This is a genomic window from Corynebacterium pilbarense, assembly GCF_026930265.1.
GTDB classification, from domain to species: Bacteria; Actinomycetota; Actinomycetes; order Mycobacteriales; family Mycobacteriaceae; genus Corynebacterium; species Corynebacterium pilbarense.
On record NZ_JANRML010000008.1, the window covers coordinates 48,368 to 64,087 of the forward strand.

The 15,720-nt window shown below is 64.2% G+C and carries 14 protein-coding genes, 1 tRNA gene and 1 pseudogene; 6 read left to right on the top strand and 10 right to left on the bottom strand.

The genetic code is table 11. The annotated features are described in order from the left end of the window. Positions 1 to 69 precede the first annotated feature (69 nt). Positions 70 to 1,380, top strand: a complete 1,311-nt coding sequence (locus NUW87_RS07405; RefSeq protein WP_269027893.1) for a M20/M25/M40 family metallo-hydrolase — start codon at positions 70 to 72, stop codon at positions 1,378 to 1,380. Here NUW87_RS07405 and NUW87_RS07410 read toward each other — a convergent pair. Next, on the bottom strand, positions 1,377 to 2,369 hold the full coding sequence (locus tag NUW87_RS07410) for an endonuclease domain-containing protein (RefSeq protein WP_269027894.1): 993 nt from the start codon (positions 2,367 to 2,369) through the stop codon (positions 1,377 to 1,379). The genes NUW87_RS07405 and NUW87_RS07410 overlap by 4 nt on opposite strands. Positions 2,370 to 2,561: 192 nt before the next feature. On the opposite strand from NUW87_RS07410, the gene NUW87_RS07415 reads away from it, so the two are divergent. Beyond that, a complete protein-coding gene (locus NUW87_RS07415) occupies positions 2,562 to 3,107 on the top strand; it encodes a hypothetical protein (protein WP_269027895.1) in 546 nt (181 codons plus the stop codon). On the opposite strand, the gene NUW87_RS07420 is transcribed toward NUW87_RS07415, so the two are convergent. The 3 genes and pseudogenes from NUW87_RS07420 to NUW87_RS07425 form a co-directional block, all read right to left on the bottom strand. Further along, entirely contained in the window at positions 3,086 to 4,243 is a 1,158-nt protein-coding gene (locus NUW87_RS07420; protein ID WP_269027896.1) for an alpha-amylase family protein, read from the bottom strand. The two genes, NUW87_RS07415 and NUW87_RS07420, sit on opposite strands and share 22 nt — an antisense overlap. A 44-nt stretch (positions 4,244 to 4,287) precedes the next feature. Further along, positions 4,288 to 4,650, bottom strand: a complete 363-nt coding sequence (locus NUW87_RS11790; RefSeq protein ID WP_336296918.1) for an SRPBCC family protein — start codon at positions 4,648 to 4,650, stop codon at positions 4,288 to 4,290. An 18-nt stretch (positions 4,651 to 4,668) separates the two neighbouring features. After that, positions 4,669 to 5,907, bottom strand: a pseudogene (locus tag NUW87_RS07425) (glutaminase); the annotation flags it as partial. Between the two features lie 57 nt (positions 5,908 to 5,964). Here NUW87_RS07425 and NUW87_RS07430 point away from each other — a divergent pair. Next, positions 5,965 to 7,137, top strand: coding sequence for a globin domain-containing protein (locus tag NUW87_RS07430; protein ID WP_269027897.1), 1,173 nt, complete (start codon positions 5,965 to 5,967; stop codon positions 7,135 to 7,137). On the opposite strand, the gene NUW87_RS07435 is transcribed toward NUW87_RS07430, so the two are convergent. Next, on the bottom strand, positions 7,134 to 7,820 hold the full coding sequence (locus NUW87_RS07435) for a helix-turn-helix transcriptional regulator (protein WP_239218369.1): 687 nt from the start codon (positions 7,818 to 7,820) through the stop codon (positions 7,134 to 7,136). The two genes, NUW87_RS07430 and NUW87_RS07435, sit on opposite strands and share 4 nt — an antisense overlap. An 89-nt stretch (positions 7,821 to 7,909) precedes the next feature. On the opposite strand from NUW87_RS07435, the gene NUW87_RS07440 reads away from it, so the two are divergent. After that, the gene (locus NUW87_RS07440; protein ID WP_269027898.1) at positions 7,910 to 8,293 is read left to right on the top strand and encodes a cupredoxin domain-containing protein; all 384 of its coding nucleotides are present in this window, start codon (positions 7,910 to 7,912) and stop codon (positions 8,291 to 8,293) included. On the opposite strand, the gene NUW87_RS07445 is transcribed toward NUW87_RS07440, so the two are convergent. The 4 genes from NUW87_RS07445 to NUW87_RS07460 form a co-directional block, all read right to left on the bottom strand. Beyond that, the gene (locus tag NUW87_RS07445) at positions 8,274 to 9,467 is read right to left on the bottom strand and encodes a copper oxidase (protein ID WP_269027899.1); all 1,194 of its coding nucleotides are present in this window, start codon (positions 9,465 to 9,467) and stop codon (positions 8,274 to 8,276) included. The two genes, NUW87_RS07440 and NUW87_RS07445, sit on opposite strands and share 20 nt — an antisense overlap. Continuing rightward, positions 9,460 to 10,812 (bottom strand): MFS transporter, encoded by a 1,353-nt coding sequence (locus tag NUW87_RS07450; protein ID WP_269027900.1) that lies wholly within the window; start codon positions 10,810 to 10,812, stop codon positions 9,460 to 9,462. The genes NUW87_RS07445 and NUW87_RS07450 overlap by 8 nt, the downstream gene beginning before the upstream one ends. A gap of 68 nt (positions 10,813 to 10,880) precedes the next feature. After that, positions 10,881 to 12,197 carry a zinc metalloprotease gene (locus NUW87_RS07455; RefSeq protein ID WP_269027901.1) on the bottom strand — a complete coding sequence of 439 codons (1,317 nt, stop codon included), beginning with the start codon at positions 12,195 to 12,197 and terminating at the stop codon, positions 10,881 to 10,883. 503 nt (positions 12,198 to 12,700) lie between these two features. After that, complete coding sequence (locus NUW87_RS07460) at positions 12,701 to 13,252, bottom strand: LURP-one-related/scramblase family protein (RefSeq protein ID WP_269027902.1); 552 nt, start codon at positions 13,250 to 13,252, stop codon at positions 12,701 to 12,703. Between the two features lie 350 nt (positions 13,253 to 13,602). Between NUW87_RS07460 and NUW87_RS07465 the strand changes: the two genes are divergently transcribed. Continuing rightward, positions 13,603 to 14,310, top strand: a complete 708-nt coding sequence (locus NUW87_RS07465; protein ID WP_269027903.1) for a hypothetical protein — start codon at positions 13,603 to 13,605, stop codon at positions 14,308 to 14,310. A gap of 260 nt (positions 14,311 to 14,570) precedes the next feature. Here the strand turns inward: NUW87_RS07465 and NUW87_RS07470 are convergent. Further along, a tRNA-Leu gene (locus NUW87_RS07470) sits at positions 14,571 to 14,654 on the bottom strand. Positions 14,655 to 14,833: 179 nt separating this feature from the next. Here NUW87_RS07470 and NUW87_RS07475 point away from each other — a divergent pair. Then, complete coding sequence (locus NUW87_RS07475) at positions 14,834 to 15,718, top strand: FHA domain-containing protein (RefSeq protein ID WP_269027904.1); 885 nt, start codon at positions 14,834 to 14,836, stop codon at positions 15,716 to 15,718. Positions 15,719 to 15,720 lie beyond the last annotated feature (2 nt).

The following is a 15,720-nucleotide window of genomic DNA, read 5'->3' on the forward strand; positions in this document are numbered from 1 at the left end:
GACCGGCGACCAGGCAGGTCGTAATTCATCCTGGGATCTCCAAAAACTTGGACGTTAGGCTTTTCTGCTATGAGCCTATCTGATGACACCTTAAAACTCTTGCAAAGCCTCATCCGGAATGGATGCGTCAACTATTTTTCGGCAGATTCCGGACAAGAGGTAAGAAACGCCGACACGTTGGAGGCTTTCTTCGCAGGTACCGACGTAAGTGTGGAACGCTACGAGCCGCACCCTGGACGCGTGTCCATCAGCTTCACAGTGGAGGGCACCGACCCCGACGCCGAGCCGCTGACGCTCCTCGGCCACACCGACGTCGTGCCGGTGGACGAAGACAAGTGGACCACCGCCCCATTCGGGGGCGAGATCATCGACGGGCGCGTTTTTGGTAGGGGTGCCACCGACATGCTCTACATCACCGCGGCGATGGCGGCGTGTGTGCGCGACGTGGCTCGCGGGGAGAGGCCGCGCGGCACCCTGACCTTCGTGGGCTGCGCCGACGAGGAGGCCCGCGGCGGGCTCGGCGCGAAATGGCTTGCCGAACACGGGAAGTTCTCCTGGAAGAACTGCTTGTCCGAGGACGGCGGCTCACACATTCCTGCTACCGACGGCTCCGACGCGCTGGCAGTCGTCGTCGGCGAGAAGGGCGCCGGCCAGCGGCGCTTGACCGTCCACGGCGACGCCGGCCACGGCTCTGCGCCCTATGGCCGAGATCTCGCGGTGGCGAAGATCGCCGAGGTGGCCCGGCGCGTCGCCGCCATCGAACCCGAGGTGCGTGCCGACGAGATCTGGGAAGGCTACGTCCGCGCCTGGAAGTTCGACCCCGCGACCGAGGCGGCCCTGATGCGTGGAGAAGGCTACGAGGCGTTCGGCCAGCTGGAGAGCTACTCCCACGCCATGAGCCACCTGACCATCTCCCCGACCGTGCTGCGCGCGGGCAACGGCATCAACGTCCTGCCGTCCGAGGCGTGGCTGGAGCTGGACATCCGCCCCCTGCCCGGTCAGACGCAGGAGGAGATCGACTCGTTGCTGCGTTCTGCCTTGGGCGAGCTCGCCGACGAGGTGGAGATCACCCACCTCATCACGGAAGACGGGACGGTGTCGCCCACCTCCGGGCCACTTTACGACGCCATCTGCCAGACGTTCGACGAATTCTTCCCCGGCGTGCCAGTCGTGCCCACGATCGCGGCCGGCGGCTCCGACCTGCGCTTTGCCCGTCGTAAAGAAGGCGTCGGATACGGGTTCGCCCTGCACGCCCGCGAGGAGACGCTGGGTTCCGTGCTGGGCCAGCTGCACAGCCACGACGAATCCGTCTCCGTGGAGGACGTGGACCTGACCGTGCGGGCGTACCGCTCCCTGATCCGCCGCTTCGTCGGGGCCTAGAACCCGGCAGGGAGGTGAACCTGCCTACCCGGCCCCTGCGGGTACCACTGCCACGCGGGCTCGGACACCGGCACACGTTGCTGGGCGCGGCCCCAACATTCCCGCAAACGCTGAATCACCGTCAGCTCGTTGCGTCGGATCTGGCTGGGATACACCCGCAGCACCTCGTAGCCCTGCTCGCGCAGCCAGTCTTCCCGGATGCGCTGGCGCCGCCCCGCCTCAACCGGGTCTTCCTCGAACTTCTCGTCCCCGTCCACCTCGACCACCACGTTTTCCCCGACGAGAAAATCCACCCTGTACCGGCCGATTTGCGCCTGCTGGTGGAACGGAACGCCATAGCGCTCAAAGATTGTGCGGAGCAGCGACTCGTACGGAGACTCAGAGAACCTGTTGGCGCGGGCGAGGGCTTTGCGCGCTTTGGCGATGCCCCGGGTTCCGGCCATGCGCGCGATGGTTCGGCTGAATTCGTCGACAATCGCCTGTGCAGTGCGCTCGTCGTGCCCGGACAGGACGCTATCTATGGCGACGATGCCCTCTTCGACGCCATGCTCGCGCGCGATATCGATGGCGGTGCGCACCGCGTTGGTGAACCGTTGCGTGCCTTCTCGCACGATGTCGCTTTCAGGCACCGTCATGTAGCGGTATTCGTACCCGGTCCATTTGCCTTTTCGCGAGGTTGGCCGCCCATCCGGGTCGGCGAGTGTCACGGGCTCGTTCTTGCGTTGAATCGTCCATACGCCGCACAGGCGCGCTGCCGACTTGCCCACCAACACCGCCTTTACACTTTGCGACGACGCCGCGTAACACCGCAAATAGTCCTGCTCATGACGCTTCAGACCGTCCCAGGTGTGCCGGTCGACGTAGAGCGACTTGGTCAGGCGGTGCAGGCCACCGTTAATCATCTTCGTGCGGGTGTCGGTGTCGTGCGCGGGTATGCGGCGCATGTCCACAAGCTGGCCGATAAGTTCGCTCCGACGAGCACTGTCCATGATTTCCCCCTTTGTTTGTCCCCGCCTGGCAGCGTACCTCACCCGTCAGATCGGCGCCCCTTGCACAGACCCTGGGATCCAAACCCTGGGCTCGTCCGATTTTGTCGCGATCCCAGGGTTTGGCGGACAGGGTCTGTCTCCAGGGGTCGTAACACCTGCCACATCCGTCCCATCCGTGACATACTGGCCTGCATGAAGATCCGCACCCTTGCAATGACCGCCACCCTCGCCGGCACCGTCGCACTCGCCCCGACCGCCGGCGCCGACGCCATCGACGACGCCCTGGCCAAGATGCCGTCCGGCCCGATCTCCTGCGACCAGGCCTCCCGCTACTGGACCAACGACGCCGACTACCAGCAGAAAGTCCGCCAGGCCCGCGCGATCGCCGCGTTCGACCGTCGCGGACCGCAGATCCTCGACGCCCTCTCGCGTGTCGACGAAGCCGCGAACCGCTGCGGCCTCAAGGGCGGCGCAAAGCCGGCCCAGCCGAAGCAGAACAACCAGAGCAACCAGCAGCAGCCCCAACCGAAGCAGCCTCAGCAAACCCAACCGAAGCAGCAGCCGCAGAACCCCCAGAACCTGAACGTCAGCCCGCAGCTGATCAACCTCGCGCCGGCGGGCGTGCCCACCGTTGAGGTTCCGGTGGCGAATGTGGTCACGCTGCAGCTGCCGGACATCATCAAGATCATTCAGCAGGCGCTGGCGCAGATCCTGGCTTACTTCAACATCCAGGTGTAGAGCTCGTCGCCGCCTGAGTGCACCCGCACGCCGGGGGTGGGCGTGAGCCACAGGTCCGTCTGCAGGGAACGGTCGCCGTCGAAGGCCCGGAACGAGATGGTCTCGTTGGTCTTGTCCAGCACCTCCACCAACGCGCGGGTGAGCCATGCGTTACGTCGGCGCACCCCGATCAGCCGCTGGTACTCGGTGAACAACCAGCCGCCGAGCGGGGACAAATCTGTAGGTGATGCGGGCAGAGTGGGGCGCACTGCGTCGTCGGCGGACCAGCTTTCACCGCGTACGCCGGTAAAGCCCTGCTCGTCGCCGTAGTAAATGGACGGCATGCCGGGCACCGTCATCAGCACCGCCGCGGCCAGCACCGCCTTGTCCTCTCCCACCTTGGAGGCGATGCGGTCCACGTCGTGGTTGCCTACAAACGTGTTGGGCAAGATGTCAGTTGGATGGCGCTCGAGTGCGTGGGCGAGCTCCCAGAAGTTCGCGTCCACCAGCGAGGACCAGGTCGCCTTCCACAGCTCGTACTGGGTCACGGCGTCCAGGGAGCCAGCCTTGCCTATCGACGAGTAATCCCCGTGGATGACCTCCCCCAAAAACATCGCGTCGGGGAACTCTTTACGTACCCGGGCGAGCACGTCAGCCCAGAAGTCGGCGGGCACGGCGTACGCGACGTCGAGGCGCCAGCCTGCGATGCCGCGGCGCAGCCAGTGCAGCATGATCTCCACCACGGCGTCGCGCACAGCATCTTCACCATGGTGCAGGGTGGCCAGCTCGCCGTGGCCCTCCCAGTCCGTGTCGCCGGCAAGGCCCTGCTCAACCCACGGGTGCGTGCGGGCGACGTGGTTGAATACCCCATCCAACATGATGTGGATGCCGCGGGCACGGCATTCGTCGATAAGCCAGGCGAAGTCCTCCTCACCACCGAGGCGGGGGTCGATGCGGAAGTGGTCGAGGGTGTCGTAGCCGTGGGTGGCGGAGGCGAAGATGGGGCCGAGCAAAAGGCCGTTGCAGCCGAGTTCCACCAGGTAGTCCAGCCACGGCTCGAGGGCGCGGAGGCGCGGGGCGGTGTCGTGCTCCTCGCGGATCGGTGCGCCGAGGGCGGCCAGCGGGTAGACGTGCCACCAGATTGTGCGGTCCAGCATGGGCTCGAGCCTACGCACCGAGCAACGCCAAGGGGCGCCCTACACTACGAATTTTCCTCCCGGTTGATCAAAGGCTGCAGGCCCTTGGCAATGCGGTCCTTCCAGGTCTTGGCAATTTCGTCGTACCCGCGGTCGTGCGGGCGGATACCGCGGTGGGTGAAATTGACCTTGGTCTTGCCCTCGTCTTCTTCGATGTCGAAGATGAGCGAGGTGTCGTCCCACTCGCCTTCGGTGGGTTCGACGTTCCAGACCACGCGTTTGCCGTCGTCGGCTTCTTGCACGGAGAAGTCGCCTTCCTCGGCGTGGAACTCGCCGCCTTGCACGCCGGCCTCGCCCTCGACCTTCTGGTCCCACCAGCTGTTGGGTTTGGTGATCGCGCGGTAGACCTCCTCGCGGGTGGCGGGCACGGAGAAGGAGGCGGTGAAGTCGCGGATGGCTTGGGCGGTGGTGCCGTCGGCGAAGGTCCAGTCGGACAGGGTGTGGTCTGGGTCGTAGATGGCCACCTCGAAACCGTCGTCCTTGTACTTCATCAGCCCGTCTTTGATCAGGTCGCGGCCGGCTTTGTTGAAGCCGGTGACGTTGGAGACGTCGAAGATCAGCTTCTCGCCGTGGAGGCGGCGCTGCGCCAGCCCGCGCAGGATCTTCTCGGCGGCGGTGAAGTTGATCATGCCTTGCAGTTCCACGATGTCGGCGCCCTCGCGGCGCTCCACGGACTTGATGCCCGGCGCGAGGTAGAAGTTGGAGGACAGCAGGTTCAGCCCCATGGAGTTGGACAGTTCGCGGAAGATTTTCACGCCGCGCACGGAGTTGCCCTGCTTGTTCAGCCGCGGGCTGAGCGACGCGATCCCGAGCTGCCCGGGCAGCGTACCGATCAAGCCGCCGGCCACCCCGGACTTAGCGGGGATGCCCACGTTGACCATCCACTGGCCGGAGGCGTCGTACATGCCGGAGGAGACCATCACAGCCTGGGCGATGCGGGCGGCCTCCGCGGAGAGCACCTTTTCGCCGGTGACGGGTTGGGTGCCGCCGTTGGCGAGGGTGGCGGCCATGGTGGCGAGGTCGCCGACGGTGACTAGCACTGCGCACTGGGCGATGTAGCTGGCCACGGCGTCGTGGGCGTCGTCGGTGATCATGCCGCCGTCGCGAAGCATGTGGGCGAACGCCTTGTTGCGCTCGGCGGTTTCCAGCTCGGAGTCGAGCACGCGCTGGTCGATGGTCAGCTCGCGGCCGGCCAAGCTTGAGAAGTAGGCGCGCAGTTTCTCGCTGCGCTGCTCCACCGGGATGTCGGGGCCGCCGATGAGTTGGTTGACGGTGATGGCGCCGGCGTTGATGAGGGGGTTGGCGGGGCGGCCGTCGTCGTCAAGCGAAAGTGCGTTGAACGCCTCGCCGGAAGGCTCCACGCCCACATGCTTGTCCACCTCGTCGGCGCCGTACATGTCCAGAGCGAGCGCGTAGACGAAGGGTTTGGAGATGGACTGGATGGAAAACTCGTAGTCCGCATCGCCGATGGCGTACAGGTGGCCGTCCGTGGTGCACATGGCCAGGGCGAGCTTGTCCGGATCGGCGTTTTTGAGCACGTCGATGTAGTCGGCAAGTTCGCCGCTGTCTTGGTCGCGGACGTTGTCCACAATGGCCTGGAGGTGGTCGTTGACTGACGAGAGCATAGGGCAAGTGTAGAGGCCCACCCTGCGAAGCCATTTAGAACGGATATAATCGGGTTTATGTACATCGACACACTCCCAGATTCAACGCACGCACACCTCTCCCAGGAGCACGCCGACACCGTCAAGGCGACGCTCCAATCGGTGGGCGAAAACATCCAGACCATCGCAAACACCTTCTACTCCAAGATGTTCGCGGCCCACCCCGAGCTCATCTCCGACCTGTTCAACCGCGGCAACCAGAAGCAGCAGGCGCAGCAGAAGGCGCTCGCGGCGTCGGTGGTGAAGTTCGCGTCGCACCTTGTGGACGACTCCGCGCCGGACCCGGTGGTCATGCTCAACCGCATCGCGCACAAGCACGTCTCCCTCGGCGTGACCGAGTCGCAGTACCAGATCGTGTACGAGAACCTGATGGCCGCGATCGCAGAGGTGCTCGGCGACGCCGTCACGCCCGAGGTGGCGGAGGCGTGGAGCGCGGTGTACTGGCTCATGGCAGACGTACTGATCAAGGCCGAGAAGGACCTCTACGCCTCCGACGGGATCGCCGATGGCGACGTGTTCCGCCGCGGCACGGTGGTGGAGAAGACCGAACTTTCGAGCGCGGTGACCGCTTTCACCGTGGAGGGCGACTTTACGCAGCCGAAGCCGGGCCAGTACACGTCTATAGGCGTCAAGCTTGACGACGGCGCACGTCAGCTGCGCCAATACTCCATCATCGAAGGCAGCCCGGCGCGCTACCGCATCGCGGTGCAGAAAGACGGCGAGGTCTCCACGTTTTTGATGGAGCGTGTCAACGTCGGCGATGCCGTGGACGTAACTCTGGCCGCCGGCGACCTGGTGCTGCAGCCGGGCGAGCGCCCAGTCGTGCTGATCTCCTCCGGCATCGGCTCCACTCCGTTGACCGGCATCCTCCGCCACCTGGCGCAAAGCGACGACCCGCGCCGGGTGACCTACGTGCATTCCGACGACTCCGAGGAATCCTGGGCGCAGGCGCAGGAAACCCGCGAGCTGGTGGATGAGCTGAAGGATGGGTCGCTGCAGACCTTCTTCCGCGGCGACGCTGAGCGCGTCGACGTGGGCGCGCTCGACCTTGCGGGCGCGGACGTGTACCTCTGCGGCGGCACCGGCTTCCTCCAGTCGCTGCGCGAGGACCTGAAGCAGCTGCCCGCCGAAAAGGCCCCCGCCAACGTGTACTACGAGCTGTTCAGCCCGAACGACTGGCTGGTGGCCTAAACCTCCCGTTTGGTCAGGCGGGTGCCGCACTGGCCGGGGCGGTCGTGCGGGATAAGCTGCACCTCCACGTCGCCGGCGCCCCGGTCCAAAAAGCCCTCGTGCAACGCGCAGACCACCGGGGCGGGGCGGGTACCCTCTTCGGCAATGAAGGGGCAGGCGTTGAGGCCGATCTCGCGCACCTTGGCACTGGCAGCGTCTGGGCGCGGCGCCGGGTCGAAGCCCATCTCGCGCAGGGTCTGGCAGGTGTGGCGCTCCGCGGTGTCCAGGTCCACCCGCAGGTTTTCGTGGCGGCGGGTGTTCACTCGGTCGGCCCACTGGCGGCCGAGACGCTTCGCACTGTCGGTGTCCTGGTCGGCCAGGGTGCTTGCCAGCACCTCTACCAGGGCGATCATGGAGTGGGAGGCCAGGTTCGTGCGCGCCACGCGGGCGGTGTAGACGTGCGAGGGGCGGCCGCGGCCGGTGCCGGGAGCGACGCGGCGAGAGACCACTCCCGCGGACAGGAGCTCCTCCAAGTGGCCGCGCACGGTGTTCGGGTGCATGCCCAGGGCTTTGCCTATTTCGGCGACCTGGATGCCGTCCGGGTTTTCCTGGATCACGTGAAACACCTCGAGCTGCTTTACGCTGAGGTGGCCGACCGCGTTGAGCAAATCACCGGCGGGACGGGGCGCGTGAGGGTGTTCCATACGCGTTCTCCTGGAAGTGGCTTGTTAGTAATTTCATTATATTTCAACCTAAGATGTTGGACAACTTGGTTTTGGGAGGAGCTGACCCGATGTCACGTGCGGTAGATGCTGCAGCGTGGACGGTTGTCGCCGCGGGTGTCGCGGCCGTTGCCGCTACGGCGGTGATCACACAGTCCCAAGAGGGCGAGCTGCCCACCGGCGATGACGTCGTCACCGCCGATGTACGCATCGAGCGCATGCGCTACATCCCCGACCGGATCGAGGTCCCGCGCGGCTCCAAGCTGGTGGTCAACCTGGTCAACGACGGCGAGAAGGAGCACGACCTGAAAATCGGGGAGGCCAACTCCGGCCGGCTCTCCCCCGGCGAGGCCAGCACGACCTACTTCGGCGAGTTCAACAAGGGCACCCGCGGGTGGTGCACCATCGCCGGGCACAAGACGATGGGGATGACGTTTAAGGTCGACGTGATCTAATCACGGCCACCTGCGCCTTCACCGCACGCGCCATGAGCGGCAGAAACGCCACCAGCACACCGAAAGCGACAAATGACAACACGATACGGGCATAGGAATTGCCCACCACGAGCCAGGCCAGAAGCGACGCGTTGAACAGGCCGGCGCGCAGGTGGGCGCCCCGGTTGAGCTCCCGCAGACCCGCCTTCACCGCCGCTGGCCCGCCGCCCATGGTGGTGGGCATGAGGTAGCTCATGGTGCCAATCAGTAGCTGGCCGGCGAACCCGAGCAGCAGCGGCAGGGTGGGGATCTCGCCCGCCCCGCCGAACAGGCGCACCGCGTACCAGGTCAGCCCGCCGATAAGCCAGGTCACCGCGAACAGCGCGGACAGCGCCGGGTAGGTCACACGGTCGCGCGGATCCTTGAGCACCTCCAAAGCGCTGGCCACGAACCCCTGGTAGAGCCACACCCAGCCCGCCAGGATCACCACGGTGCCCGCGCCCACCACCACGTCCGCGCGCAGCAGCGAGCCCGCCACCGCCACGGCAACACCAATGCCGGCAAGCGCGAGTGCCACGCCGACGCGGTCCCGGCCGCGGGTGCGCCACATCGCCGGGAACAGGACGCTCAGCGCGCCCATCGCCGCGAACCCCACGAAGCCGCCTACGTTGGTGAACATGTGCGCCTGGCGTACCGCGGAATGCCACTGCCCCGGCAGCCCCGCGGATAGCGCGGCGCCGAACATGGCACCTACCGGCAAGCAGCACGCGGAGGCGAGAAAGCCCAGCACGCCGGCGTGCTGGCGCGGTGCCGTGCGCACCTGGCGCACCAGCACCGCCGCGTGCCAGGCCAACACGACTGCCACCACCACAGCACCAACCCACACCAGCCAGTACCACCGGGCAAGCTGCCCCACCAGCACGGCGATGGTGGCGGCGTTGAAGAGGTAGGTGCGGGTGAGTTGGGCGGGCCGTGAGGCGTCGCCAAGCTTCTGCCCCAAAAAGCGTTCGGTGAGGTTTTGCGACCACAGCAGGATCGAGTTGGTCAAAATCCCCAGCGTGAAAATGTGGATGAGCAGCCACGACCCGTCCGGGATGAACGGGTGCGCAAGGCCGACGAGGATGAACACCGCCATCCAGATGCTCACCGGGCGCGAGGCTTTGCGGTGCCACGCGCGGGGGTTCATGTCAGGCATCGACTCCTCCAGACTTCGGGTTGTCGCGGAAACACCACCAGGTGGCCACAGCAAAACACGCGGCGCCCGCAGCCAGCACGCCGATCACCCCGTTGTAGGCGTCCGTGTATTCCACGCCGCGGTCCAGCGCCGCCTGCAGCAGCGACCCCGTCAGCGCCACGGTAATCAGCGTACCCAGCTCGTAGGACACCTCCTCCACACCCGCGGCCATTCCGGAGCGGTGCATCGGGGCGGACCCGATGATCGCGATCGAGGAGACACTCATCACCGAACCCGCGGACAGCCCCAAAAGCACCATGCCTATCGACGTCCATCCGGTCGCCAACGCCACCGCCCCCACTACCGCTCCGAAGAATCCGCCCGCGATCAACGGCAGGAAGCCGATTTTGTGCAGATATGCCCCGCCGAGGATGGAGGCCGGGATGGCGGATAAGGCCATCACGGCGACGGTGGCGCCGGCGGTGAGCGGCGTGAGGGCGTCGACAAGCTGCAGCTTCTGCGTGGTCATCAGTTCGGCGCCGGCGAGGACGAACATGCCGCCTGCCGCCGCGAGGACGCCGCCGGTAAACAGGCGGGAGCGGAAGATGTCGAAGGTAAGCAGCGGGTCCGTGAGGCGGTGCTGGCGGCGCACGAACAACCATGCACCGACGGCGGCAGCGGCCAGAGCGGCGAGAGTGATGGCGGGGTTTTGGGCGGCCTGCTTTATGGCCATGGTCAGGCCCGACAGCGCGACCAGGGCGTAGAACGAAGAGACCACGTCCCACTGCTTGTCCAGGTTGGGCAGGTTTTCCGGCGCGAGCACAACGGTGAGCACCAGCGCGATCACCACGATGGGCACGTTGATAAGGAACACAGACCCGACCCAGAAATGCTGGATCAGCGCGCCGCCGACCACCGGGCCGAGCGCGCCGCCCGCCACCGCCACCGAACCCCAGATGCCGATGGCGGTGTTGCGCTCCCGCTCGTCCGGGAACGTCAGGCGGATCAGCGCGAGCGTGGCCGGCATCATCACCGCCGCGCCCATGCCGAGCATCCCGCGCGCGACAATCAGCTCCAACGGACCGGGCGCGAACGCCGCACCCAGCGAAGCCAAGCCGAAAATGGCCAGGCCCACGATGAACATCAGGCGGTGGCCCACCCTGTCGCCCAGCGCGCCCGTGCCCAGCAGCAGGCCGGAGAGCACCAATGGGTAGGCGTTGATGATCCACAGGCCCTGCTCCGGGCCCGCGCCAAGCGCCTGCTCCAGCGCCGGCAGCGCCGTATAGAGGATGGAGTTATCCAGGCCGATCATGAGTAGCCCGAGCGAAACCACCGCGAAAAATCCCCAGCGCTGCGCCTTAGTCATGGGCAGATGGTACCGCGCACAAAAAAGTGCGCCCCGATTGCGGGACGCACTCTGTGTGTTTGTGGCTCTTAGCGCATTGCGAAGAATGCTGCGCCGATGCCGAGGGCTGCCAGGGCTGCGATGACGCCGCCGATGATGGCTGCGATGTTGACCTGGTTGTTGGCCTGTTTCGGGGCCTCGGCCTTGGCGGGCTTGACCTCTTCGACCTGGGGTTGGGCCTTGGCCTCGTCCTTAGCCGACTTAGCGGGGACTACACCCGGCTGGGACTCGGCTTCAGCAGCAGGCTCGTCGTTGATCTCTTCGGCCGGAACCAGCTCGACCATGTCGTGTTCTTCGGCGACCTCGACAGGTGCAGGCTGGGTGGTCTCGACGATTTCCTCGGGCTGCTCGACCTCCTCAACCTCAGCGACGTCGGCGATGTCGGCGCGGGCGCCGATGGATTCGGCGTAGACACCGATACGCGGGCTGGCCATTTCCAGGCTGTCCCAGTCAGCCGGGATAAGCACCCTTCCCTGCGGGGTGTTGGCGAAGTAGGGCTGCTCGGAGTAGTTGAAGTAGTTGAACTGGTGGTTGTAGTTCATCACCGAGTGGTAGCCGTCTTGCATCGGCGAGCCCTCAGCGAAGTCCTCGACGTACTTGGCTGCACCCCAGTGGCGCAGGCCTAAGGTGTGGCCGAACTCGTGCAGGATGGTGTTGCGCACCTGCTCCTCGTTGGCGCGGCCGCCAGGGTTGGCGATGTAGAAGGCGTTATCGCCCACCAGCGACAGGCCCGTGGCGTTGGAGCCGGCACGCATCCGGTCACCCAACACGCCGGAGCGGAAGATGTTGGCGCGCTCGCCGAGGGCGTTGATGTTGTCGATGAGCTGGAATGCCTCATGCCGGCTCGGATCGAAGTAGACGTCGCGGTAGTCGAGGCTCTCGCCGCCGTGAGCGTCGGTGTAGTTGGCGATGTTGGTGTAGTGCCCACCGGCGTCGATGTGCAGGGCAATGCCGTGGTCGGCGAACAGGTCCACGAGATCATCCAGACTCTGCTTCGACGGGGCATACGAGGTGCGGTTGGCTTCGGCGCACTCGCGGGCGGCAGAGGTGTTGCAGCCCAGGGTGTCGTATTCGGAGGCCATCCAGTTCAGCTGGAGGAACAGATCCGGGCGGTTAGGGTCAGCTCCCCAGTCCGGCAGGGGGATTTCCGTGCCGTCTGCTAACACGACGCCTTGTTCTTCCCAGATGTCCGGTAGGCCGTCGTTGTCGGAGTCCACGAGGGTTGCGGTGTTGGTGCGCACTGGTGCCAGCTGAATCTCGTCAGCGGCGTGTGCGACGTTCGCGCCGGACACCGCGATGGCGGCGGCAACTGCTGCGGCGATGGTGTTTCGGAATGCTGCTCGCATCTCGGTGACTCCTTGTGCGTGTTTTTCTCTTTGTTACATCCATGAGTTTATGCACCGAATATGCGCTGGTAAAACGCTTCCGCCGAGGCTGAAGAAACGGTTAAATCGTTGAACATTCTTCTCGGATTGTTCAACGTTTCCACCCGTTGTGGCCTGCGGATTGTTCAGCAATCCGGGTAGTGATTCTGCGGTTTCGTCAGCTTTGTTGAACGATCAAACCGCGCGCGGTGCCGGATGGTTGAACAATCCACCACAAATGCATTTTATGCAACTTAAGGTGTTTTCTTACATAATACTGGCCGACCACGGCTCTACCAGCGATTTCTGGTTGGATATACAACTCACCGGCTCTCAGGCAGCACGGTTTTTCCCGTGGGATACCGGCGTGTACCCCGGATTGTTCAAAGATCGGCGGATTGTTCAGCAATCCCGTTTTACCCCCTACCCCCGTTTTTTACCCCCGTTGCGGCGGCAAGGAGCCGTCGCAAAGCAAAAAGCCCCCTCTAACCCGAGTTTCTGCGCATCTTGGCGCGGCGCATATCGATGGCCAACGCGATGCCAATCACCGCCGCGTGCTGGCGTTCGTCCAGGTCGGGCTCGATGCGCACGCGGTAGCTGGACTTGCCCATCAGCATCCGCCCCATGCCGGAATACTCCGCGTCCACGGTCGCGAGCGGACGGCCCTGGCTGGTCAGCGTGTAATTCAGCTGGAACGCCTGGCCCTGGATCTGCACGTCCGGGAAACCCGCAACCTCCACGTCGAACTTCGCGCCGATCCAAGCGAAGCGCTGCGTCAACCGCGCGAGTTCCAGCGGCGGGTTGACCTGGTGCACGACGTACCTGTCGCGGATGAAGTTCACCGGATCCTCAATGCTCAGCACATGCGCGCCATCCGCATCGAAGACCTCCACCCCGCGCGACGCCTTGACCAGGTCGCTCATCTTCAGCGTCTGCCTGGCCGTGCCCAGCAGCTCCCCTCCCGGGCCCTCGATCGCGAACGTGTCGCGGCCAAGAGCTTTTGTTTGCTTTACGACGATCTCACGTTGCTTAAACACGCCCCCCACCCTAACGACGCGTGGCTGGTTGTGGGGTGGGTGGTTTGGGCGGCTGGTTTTGCCTGCCCTGCCCCCATCTCCACAAACCCCTAGTAAACCCTCCCTAGTATGGCCAATTTTGGGCCTTAATAGGGGTTTGTTACGCGGGGTATGTCCCGACGCCCGCCAGTCGAGTCTTCAAAAGGTGAGACGCTCCCGCACGATGCTTCAGCCCTAGGGCTGGTATTCGCGACGACAGCGTCTCGGCAACGGGGCGAACTTCGGAAAGAAGGTCACCCGCTCGTCGGCGATGCAAACTCAGCGTGGGGGCGGATTCAATCAAAGGAACAAATTCCGATAAGCAACGGATCATGGCGCTGGGATACGCACGGATGCGCACGTATCTCCTGGAAGTGGATTTCCATGCCAAACGTGCACTCCACCTCTACCGCTGGAACCAAAATCTGTCGGCTGCGTTCTGGCCACTAATTTCCCTTACAGAAGTGGCCCTGCGAAATGCGATGGATCGGCAACTTGGATCTTGGTGCGAGGAAAATGGTGGACTCCGTGCGTGGCTACTCAGTCCGGAAGAACTGCCTGAACCGATCAAAACCGAGTTTGCTGGCTTGCTCAAGACCTTCATAGAAAAAGCAAACGACGCCAGAAATCTACGCGGCTCGGGAATGGGACTCCGCAGGTCTCCCCATCCCCGAGAGGGGAATCCGCTCACCACTGACGATGTCCTCGCGCAAATCACATTGGGGCAGTGGTCTCATTTTGTGCCCGGGACGTCGGGTTTCCCCGACCCGACCACCAATGCCCGCCGGGTTGAGCTCTGGCAAATAGTGGCACCAGCATTCCCCTCGGTTTCCGATTCCGCCGACCTATATCTCCCGATGCGCCGAGCACAGCTTTTCCGCAACCGGGTTGCGCATCATGAGCCGATATTCGACATGGACTTACAGCGCCAACGAAACGATCTGCTCGCGATCTTAGGGCAGACCAGTCACTCGTTGCGTGAATGGTATCTCGGAAGTGATCCACTCCCTGCCACTCTTGCAGCGGATCCCCGAGCCTGATAAGGCAGCGGAAAACACCTGGAAACACTACCTCGCGGGCTCTTAGCTGCTCAGCGGGCCTCGAGAACGAGAGTCGCCATCTCCAGTGGCCAACTGGGCTCCTCGCCGGCGACAAAATCACGTGTAGACCGCTCTTCCGGGGCTAATGTGCCCCCACGACACGCCGATCCAGACACACATTTTGACCCTTAACCCCAGACCCCACCGAAAAAGAAAAATCTCGAGACACCGTAGGAACGATGTCTCGAGACTTCACATTGTGCCCGGGGGGGGACTTGAACCCCCACGTTCTTGCGAACACTGGCACCTGAAGCCAGCGCGTCTGCCAATTCCGCCACCCGGGCGGGCGACTTGATTAATATAGAACGCACCTCACAAAAACTACAAATCGCCAGCGCACACCGCCTTTTACCCCGCGTAGACAACGGGGCCGACACGCTGCGCGGATAGGTCGTGTCGGGTGCGGCACCTATACTGTCCGGGTTACTTAAATTCTGATGTGAAGAAAGGAGGTGCGCAGGAAGTGGCAGTGATGGACAGGCTGGCAAAGCTGGATAGTTCCCTGCAGCGCGGCTTGGATAATTCCATGGCGGCGCTCTTCGGCGGCAAGGTTGTGCCTGAAGAGATTGAGGAGCTGGTCAAGCAAGAAGCCCAGGACTCGCTGGTGGTCACAGACAGGGACGAGTATGTCGCCCCGAACGTGTACGCGGTGGGTGTGTCTTCGAAGGACTTGGAGAACCTGTCGCAAAACCGCGATCTTCCTGTGGACCTCGCCGATCAACTCATGCGCTACGTGCGTAACAAGCAATGGTTCCTCGACGGCCCTGTTGTTGTGCGTATCGCGGAGGAGTCGGGTCTGCGCACTGGTCAGCTCCGGGTGTCCTCATATATAGACACCATGCCGGATGTGGTCAGCGGCTTCGACGCCATTGTGGCGGAGCCGAAGAAGCGCAAGGCCTCGCGCTCGCAATTGAAGGAGGATGCAATGTCCGAACCTAACTCCAACCAACCGCAGGCCGCTGCCAACACCGATGCGGCCACGGTGAGCCTGCTGCTTCAAGACGGCTCGTCGCGCACCTACCTGGTCCACGAGGGCTCCAACATTCTGGGCCGCTCCAACGACTCGGATTTCCGCCTGCCGGACACCGGGGTGTCGCGCCAGCACGCGGAGATCACCTGGGACGGCCAGGTGGCGGTGCTGGTGGATCTGCAGTCCACCAACGGCACGACAGTCAACGACGAGCCGGTGGAAAACTGGATGCTCGCGGACGGCGACGTGATCACGCTGGGCCATTCCAGCATTGAGGTCCGCATCATCGGCGGCGAGGACCAGCCGCAGGCCAGCGCCAGCCAGCCGGAGTTCACCGACTCGGTGGCGCATCCCAGCACCGAATACTTCCGCCCGTAGAA

What these genes read in the sequence shown, in the direction of transcription:
- NUW87_RS07445 (WP_269027899.1), bottom strand. Translation starts at nt 9,467, where the DNA reads ATGCCTGACATGAACCCCCGCGCGTGGCACCGCAAAGCCTCGCGCCCG.
- NUW87_RS07455 (WP_269027901.1), bottom strand. Translation starts at nt 12,197, where the DNA reads ATGCGAGCAGCATTCCGAAACACCATCGCCGCAGCAGTTGCCGCCGCC.
- NUW87_RS07430 (WP_269027897.1), top strand. Translation starts at nt 5,965, where the DNA reads ATGTACATCGACACACTCCCAGATTCAACGCACGCACACCTCTCCCAG.
- NUW87_RS07440 (WP_269027898.1), top strand. Translation starts at nt 7,910, where the DNA reads ATGTCACGTGCGGTAGATGCTGCAGCGTGGACGGTTGTCGCCGCGGGT.
- NUW87_RS07450 (WP_269027900.1), bottom strand. Translation starts at nt 10,812, where the DNA reads ATGACTAAGGCGCAGCGCTGGGGATTTTTCGCGGTGGTTTCGCTCGGG.
- NUW87_RS07465 (WP_269027903.1), top strand. Translation starts at nt 13,603, where the DNA reads ATGGCGCTGGGATACGCACGGATGCGCACGTATCTCCTGGAAGTGGAT.
- NUW87_RS07410 (WP_269027894.1), bottom strand. Translation starts at nt 2,369, where the DNA reads ATGGACAGTGCTCGTCGGAGCGAACTTATCGGCCAGCTTGTGGACATG.
- NUW87_RS07415 (WP_269027895.1), top strand. Translation starts at nt 2,562, where the DNA reads ATGAAGATCCGCACCCTTGCAATGACCGCCACCCTCGCCGGCACCGTC.
- NUW87_RS07420 (WP_269027896.1), bottom strand. Translation starts at nt 4,243, where the DNA reads ATGCTGGACCGCACAATCTGGTGGCACGTCTACCCGCTGGCCGCCCTC.
- NUW87_RS07435 (WP_239218369.1), bottom strand. Translation starts at nt 7,820, where the DNA reads ATGGAACACCCTCACGCGCCCCGTCCCGCCGGTGATTTGCTCAACGCG.
- NUW87_RS07405 (WP_269027893.1), top strand. Translation starts at nt 70, where the DNA reads ATGAGCCTATCTGATGACACCTTAAAACTCTTGCAAAGCCTCATCCGG.